General features: G+C 77.1%; 5 protein-coding genes and 1 pseudogene. 3 read left to right on the forward strand and 3 right to left on the reverse strand.

Going from position 1 to position 6,730, the window contains the following annotated elements; genetic code table 11:
* From EF903_RS26470 to EF903_RS26480, 3 genes and pseudogenes are all read right to left on the reverse strand, one after another.
* A pseudogene (locus EF903_RS26470) lies at positions 1-1,581 on the reverse strand (hypothetical protein); the annotation flags it as partial.
* 102 nt (positions 1,582-1,683) lie between these two features.
* Positions 1,684-2,583 carry a hypothetical protein gene (locus tag EF903_RS26475; protein ID WP_125547287.1) on the reverse strand — a complete coding sequence of 300 codons (900 nt, stop codon included), beginning with the start codon at positions 2,581-2,583 and terminating at the stop codon, positions 1,684-1,686.
* 175 nt (positions 2,584-2,758) lie between these two features.
* Positions 2,759-4,264, reverse strand: coding sequence for a hypothetical protein (locus EF903_RS26480; RefSeq protein WP_260615954.1), 1,506 nt, complete (start codon positions 4,262-4,264; stop codon positions 2,759-2,761).
* Positions 4,265-4,364: 100 nt separating this feature from the next.
* Here EF903_RS26480 and EF903_RS26485 point away from each other — a divergent pair, with 100 nt between their 5' ends.
* Genes EF903_RS26485 through EF903_RS26495 form a run of 3 tightly spaced genes read left to right on the forward strand, consistent with a single transcriptional unit; the run spans position 4,365 to position 6,704 of the window.
* Complete coding sequence (locus EF903_RS26485; protein WP_125547291.1) at positions 4,365-5,147, forward strand: LamB/YcsF family protein; 783 nt, start codon at positions 4,365-4,367, stop codon at positions 5,145-5,147.
* A gap of 43 nt (positions 5,148-5,190) precedes the next feature.
* On the forward strand, positions 5,191-5,808 hold the full coding sequence (locus EF903_RS26490) for an allophanate hydrolase subunit 1 (protein WP_125547293.1): 618 nt from the start codon (positions 5,191-5,193) through the stop codon (positions 5,806-5,808).
* On the forward strand, positions 5,805-6,704 hold the full coding sequence (locus tag EF903_RS26495; protein ID WP_125547295.1) for a biotin-dependent carboxyltransferase family protein: 900 nt from the start codon (positions 5,805-5,807) through the stop codon (positions 6,702-6,704). The genes EF903_RS26490 and EF903_RS26495 overlap by 4 nt, the downstream gene beginning before the upstream one ends.
* Positions 6,705-6,730: the final 26 nt, after the last annotated feature.

The raw sequence follows: 6,730 nt of genomic DNA on the forward strand, positions 1-6,730 counted from the left end.
CTCCAGCAGTTCGCGGCGCTGTGCGGTGGCGGCCTTCTCGGCGACGGCCAGGGCGAGCGAGGCGTGCCGGTAGGCGAGTTCGGCGGAGACGGCGGCGCTGCGGCCGCGGGCGGTCTCGGCGGCGGTGGCGTCCCGGTGGGCGGCCTCGCCGGCGGCCTGGAGCGCGGCGGAGCGCTCCTCCTCCTCGTTGGCGGTGCGTTCGCCTTCCTCCGCGGCGGTGTGCAGGGCACGGACGAGGGCTGCGGCCGCGGAGGCGCGGGCGGCGAGGGCGGGAGCGGCGTCGCGCTCGGCCTCCAGGATGGCGGCGGCGACGCGGGCGGAGCGGTCGGCGGCGGCCCGGTGGCGGAGCACGATCTCGGCGGCCTGCCAGGCGGCGTGCAGGGTGCGGGCCTCCAGCAGTTCGCGGCGCTGTGCGGTGGCGGCCTTCTCGGCGACGGCCAGGGCGAGCGAGGCGTGCCGGTAGGCGAGTTCGGCGGAGACGGCGGCGCTGCGGCCGCGGGCGGTCTCGGCGGCGGTGACGGCGTGGGCGGCGTCGGTGACCCGCTGGGCGAGGTCGGCGGCGCGGGCCCGCTCCTGCGCGGCGCGCGCGGAGAGCCGGCGGGCGAGGGTGCGGGTGCGGCGCTCGGCGCCGGCGTGGACGTCGCGGAGCCGGGAGCGGCTCTCGGCGGCTTCGACGATCTTCCCGAGGAGGTCGACGGAGCCGGCGGTGAAGTCCCGTTCCGCCATCAGCTCGGCGCGCCGGCCGAGCTTGTTGCCGAAGCCGTGGACGAGGTCGGCGAGGCCGTCGGTGTCGCGGGTGTCGGTGACGGCGCGCAGCAGCAGATCGGTGAAGTCGGAGTCCTTCTTCACCGCGAACAGGCCGGCGGCCTCGCCCTCGTCGGCGTTCATCTCGCGCTGGTAGCGGAAGAGCTCCGGGTCGAGGCCGAGCTCGGTGAGGTGCTCGTTCCAGCGGTCGTGGATCTCCTCGAAGTACACCTCCAGGTGCGGGTAGGCCTTGCCCGCCTCGGTCAGGGCGTCGCGGAAGCCCTTCATGGTGCGGCGGCGGCCCTGCGCGCCGGAGGCCCCCTCGACGGGCGGGCGGACGGCGGTGGACTCGGCGACCGGCAGGCTGTCCAGGCTCAGGCCGGGGCCGGGCCGGAAGGAGTACCAGGCCTCGGCGAACTTGCGGGGGTCGTTGGAGACCTGGCGGCCGCGCCATTCGCTGACCTTGCCGACGACGACGCACTCGCCGGTCTGGGTGTGCTGCCACTCCAGGGCGACGTGCCCGCAGTCGTCGGCGAGCAGGAACTTGCGCAGCACGCCGGAGCTGGCACCGCCGAGGGTGTTGCGGTGGCCGGGCAGCATCACCGAGAAGATCAGCTTGAGGAGGACGGACTTGCCGCCGCCGTTCTCCAGGAACAGCACGCCGGCGGGTGCGGGGCGGCGCGGCGGGCCGGTCGGCTCGTCCGCGAAGAACTCCGCCTGGGCGGGCGCCGGGTGGGGCACCGGCTCGCCCACTCCGCGCAGGTCGAGCACGGTGTCGGCGTAGCGTGCGCCGGCGGGCCCGATGGAGTAGAGGCGGATCCGGGACAGCTCGTACATGGCGGCGGGCTCTCGTGGTGTCTCGTGGGTGGCGTTGCGTGAGGACGGGGGGCGGCGGGGCCGTGGCGGGCGCCGGCCGGCGGGCCGGTTGCGGGCCGGGGCTCAGCCGTGGAAGGGCAGTCCGGCGTCGGGCGCGAGCTCCAAGTCGTCGCCTTCGGGCGGCGGGAGGAGGCTCGCGGTGCCGTCGCTGACGGGGACCACGCCGAGTTCCAGGAGTTCGGCCATGGCCGCGGTGCCCGCCATGTCGCGGACCTGGAGCTGGTAGCGGGGGGTGGTGCGGTAGGTGCCGCCGGAGTCGTCGCCGGTGCGCTGGAGGAACCCGGAGTCGGTGAGGAAGGCGGCGGCCTTGCCGACGATGCCGGTGGTGGACCCGGCGAGGCGGCGGGCGTCCTTGGTGGCGCCGGTGGAGCTGCGGCGGGCGTAGACGCGCCAGGCGGCCTCCAGGCCGGGGGCGTCGGAGGCCGGGTCGGTGTTCTCGCCGAGCTCCTCGGCCCGCTCCTCCAGGCGGCGGCAGGCCTGCCGGACGAACGCGTCGACACCGTTGACGGTGACCCGGCCGACGTACCCGTCGTCGGCGAGGTCCTCGGGCCGGGGGAAGGCCAGCGCGGCGATGGCGAGGTGGGCCAGGCCGTGCAGGAACCGGTCGCCGGAGTCGGCGGCCGTGCGGCGGGCGTAGTCGCCCATGCGGACCGCGAAGACGGAGTCCTCGCCCGCGGTGACGGCCATGCCGGCGCGCGGGGACACCTCCAGGACGACCAGGCCGAGCCCGGTGGCGACGGCGTCGGCGAGGCGGCCGAAGGCCGGGTCCTCCCGGTAGCGGCGCAGCAGGTCGGCGTACTCGGCGTCGCGGGCGGGCTGCAGCTTGGGCTGCAGCCCGAACGCGACGAGGCGCGCCGCGTCGGCGGCGTCCGCGGGGGTGACGTGCGAGCCGGCCGGGGGGGCCGGCGCCGCCGGCGCGTCGGCCTCGCTCCACGCGGGGTGCTCGGCGTGGTGGTCGCTCACGGGTGCTGCCTCTCCTGGGGTGCGGTGGTCGCGCGGGAGCGCGGTGCCGCCGGTGCGGCGGCGTGCGTCGGGGCCCGGCCGCCCCCGGCGGGTGCGGCGGCGGTCGCGGCGGACGGGTCCGCGGTCGCGGCGCTCCGGTCCGGCCCGGCCGCGGTGGCGGCGGCCGCCGGGGGCGTCACTGCGCCTCCGTCCGGTCGGCGGTCATGGCGGCCGCGTCCAGCAGGGCCGTGCCGACGATCAGGTCGGCGCCGCCGAACTCCGGGTCGTCCAGCTCGGTGCCGTCGTCCACCGCGAACAGCAGCCGCTCCTCGCCCTGCCGGTAGGCGGTGCCGACGGCCGGGCTCGCCGCGTGGACGGCGAGCAGCGCCACCAGGTACGGCAGGTCGGGGTCGCTGCGCCGGGCCTCCGCGAGCAGGCCGGACAGGCGCCGCGGCGCGTCGTGCGGCAGGTCCAGGAGCGCGGTGGCGGCGGCGAGCTGCTCCTCGCTGAAGCGGCTGTCGTCCGGGGTGGCGATCAGGTCGGGCTCGGGCATCTCCGCGCCGAGGTGCTCCCGCTCCACGGGCGGCGTCAGCAGCAGCTCCACCAGGTCCGCGACGCGCACGGACACCGGCGTGCGCAGCCCCGTGCCCGCGGCGAAGAACGCGTCGGTCACGCGCCTCGCCTCCGCGACCGGCAGGGGCAGCACCGGCGCCACCAGTTGCCCGTACAGGTCGATGCCGGAGCGCGGCGCGGGCGCCGCGAACGCCTGCCGGTCCTGCTCCGCCCGGAACAGCGGGCCGGCGTCCAGCAGCCGGGACTGGAGCTGGGTGTGGCGGCGGATGCAGTCCTTGACGATGTCGACGAGTTCGGCGGCACGCCGCTTGTTCTCCGGCTCCTCGGCCTCGTCGCGGGCCTTGCGGATGTTCGTCAGGATCGCGTTCTCGTGCCGGTAGCGGTCCGCGACGTGGTCGAGGGCCTCCTCGATCATGTCGGGCACGGACCGCAGCCAGTCCACCGCCCGCACGTTGCGCCGCGTCGCCTCCAGGGTGCGGCGCAGCGTCTCCGCGTACTGCACGGTGCGGTAGCGGGCCTGCTCGGCGGCGAGCTGGGCGTCCGCGAGCCGGCCGCGGCTGACGAGGACCTCCAGCTTCACCTCGGCCGCGATCTGGGCGCTGGTGACGTCGGTGTCGAGGGCTCCCACCAGGACGTTGACGGCCTCGTCCGTCGTGCGCAGGTAGACCCCGCCCCCGTAGCCGGGGACCTCCTCGATCAGCTTGAAGTCGTAGTCGCGCCGTACGTACGCCCCGTCCGGGCCGAACGTGCCGTAGATCGCGCGGAAGCCGCGGTCGACGCTGCCGACGTTGATCAGGTTCTCCAGCACCCAGCGCGCCACCCGCTCGTGCTCCGCGGCGGGCCGCTCGGGCGCCTGGGCCGCGACGCGCGGCAGCAGCCTGGCCACTATCTGCTCGTGGTCGGCGCCGGTGTCGAAGTCCATGTGCAGCGTGACCAGGTCGATCGCGGCGAGCGCGACCTCGGCCATCGCGTAGGTGCCGTACTCGCCGGCGAGGTTCGCCTTGCGGACGTCGAGGTCGTGGAGCGGGGCGGTGCAGGCGAGCGCGCGCAGACGCCGGGCCAGGCCCTCGTCGGCGGCCGGGCCCGGCGCCGGGGACGGAAGGGTCTTCGCCGGGGCGGGGAGAGTCACGGACAAAGATTAGGCGCTCGCAGGGACAACATCCCAAACGGCATGGTTCGCCACGATCGGTCCCCGTCATGCGGGGCGGGTGTTGTTCTAGGCTCACGGCATGGCATCCATGATCACACGTGCGGTCGACCTCAACGCCGACCTGGGCGAGGGCTTCGGACGCTGGACGCTCACCGACGACGAGGCGCTGCTCTCCGTGGTCACCAGCGCCAACGTGGCGTGCGGGTTCCACGCAGGGGATCCGTCGATCATGCGGCGGGTCTGCGAGCTGGCCGCCGCGCGCGGTGTGCGGATCGGGGCGCAGGTGTCCTACCGGGACCTCGCCGGGTTCGGGCGCAGGTCGATGGACGTGCCGCCGGGCGAGCTGGCCGACGAGATCGCCTACCAGATCGGGGCGCTGGAGGTCTTCGCACGCGCGGCCGGCTCCCGGGTGTCGTACGTCAAGCCGCACGGCGCGCTCTACAACCGCACCGTCCACGACGCCGCCCAGGCCGCCGCCGTCGCCGCCGGGATCCGCATCGCGGCCGGACCGGGCGCGGACCTGCCGGTGCTCGGGCTTCCCGGGTCGCTGCTCCTCGCCGCGGCCGCCGACGCCGGCCTGACACCCATACCGGAGGCGTTCGCCGACCGGGCCTACACCCCGGCCGGGACACTGGTCCCGCGCGGCGAGCCGGGCGCCGTCCTCCACGACCCCGACACGGTCGTCGCCCGCGCCGTCGCCATGGCCGCGGAGGGCGCCGTCGCCGCCGCCGACGGCAGCCCCGTCCCCGTCGCCGCGCGCTCCCTGTGCGTGCACGGCGACACCCCGGGCGCGGCCGCGCTCGCCCGCCGGGTACGGGAGGCGCTCGCCGCCGCCGGGATCCGCGTCGAGGCCTTCGCATGACCCGCGCCGCCGGACACCGCGCGGGGCCGGGCGGGGGCGCGCCGTGAGGGCCCTCGTGGTCGGCGTCGAGGCGGTGCTCGTCGAGGTGGGGACCGCCGCCGAGGCGACCGCCCTCCACGCGGAGGTGCTGCGCCGGCGTGCCGCGGGCGAGCTGGGACCCGTACGGGACGTGGTGCCCGCGGCGCGGACCGTGCTCCTGGACGGCGTACGGGATCCGGCGGCGCTCGCCGCGCGGATCACCGGCTGGCGGGTGCCGCCGCTGGCGCAGGAACAGGGCCCGCTGGTCACCGTCCGCGTCCGCTACGACGGGCCGGACCTGGCCGATGTCGCCCGGCTGTGGCGGGTCGCGGAGCGGGAGGTCGCCGAGGTCGTCGGGTCCGTCGTCTTCCGGGTGGCGTTCTGCGGGTTCGCGCCCGGTTTCGGCTATCTGACGGGGCTCCCCGAACGCTTCCACCCGCCCCGGCGGGCCACCCCGCGCACAGCCGTCCCGGCCGGCTCCCTCGCGCTGGCAGGCGAGTACGCCGGGGTGTACCCGCGCTCCTCCCCCGGCGGCTGGCAGCTCATCGGCACGACCGACGCCGTGCTGTGGGATCCGCGGCGCGAACCGGCGGCGCTGTTCGCACCCGGGACGCGGGTGCGGTTCGAGGAGGCGGACGCATGAGCGGGACCGGCGGCGGCCTGTGGCTGGAGGTGCTGCGCCCAGGGGCGCTGACCACCCTCCAGGACCGGGGCCGGCCCGGCCACGCCCACCTGGGCGTGCCGCGCTCGGGCGCCCTGGACGCGGAGGCGCTCGCCCTGGCCAACCGGCTGCTGGGCAACCGGCCGGACGCCGCCGCCCTGGAGACGACACTGGACGGCACCGCCCTGCGGGCATGCGGCCCGCCGGGGTCGGGGATCGTCGTGGCCGTCACGGGCGCGCCGTGTCCTGTACGGGTGTCCGGTCGGCCGGTGGCCTGGGGGGAACCGGTCCGCGTCCCGGCAGGGGCGGAGCTGGACGTCGGCCGGGCGGCGTCGGGAGTGCGCAGCTACGTCGCGGTGCGGGGAGGCTTCGCCGTCCGGCCGGTCCTCGGCAGTCGCTCGACGGACGTCCTGTCCGGGCTGGGCCCCCCGCACCCCGAGGCGGGCACGCTCCTGCCGGTGGGCCCCCCGGGCCCGGATCCGGTACGGGGCGCCGACGCCCTGCGGGTCCCGGCGCCCCCGGCCGAGCTGGTGCTCCCCCTCAGGCCGGGCCCGCGGGCCGACTGGTTCACCCCGGCTTCGCTGGCCGCGCTGCGGCGCTCGCCGTACCGGGTCTCCCCGGAGTCCAACCGCATCGGCCTCCGCACGGAGGCGGGCCCGCGGCTCGCCCGCGTCCGCGGCGGCGAACTCCCGAGCGAGGGCATGGTCCTGGGCGCGGTCCAGGTGCCCCCGGACGGCCTGCCGGTGGTCTTCCTGGCCGACCACCCGGTGACGGGCGGCTACCCGGTGGTGGGCGTCGTGCCCCCGGGCCCGGCCCTGGACGCGGCGGCCCAGGCCAGGCCGGGCACGCCGGTGCGGTTCACGGCGGCGGGGTGGTAGGGGCGGGTGAGGGGCCGGCCCGGGGC

This window comes from Streptomyces sp. WAC05292, assembly GCF_003949955.1.
GTDB classification, from domain to species: domain Bacteria; phylum Actinomycetota; class Actinomycetes; order Streptomycetales; family Streptomycetaceae; genus Streptomyces; species Streptomyces globosus.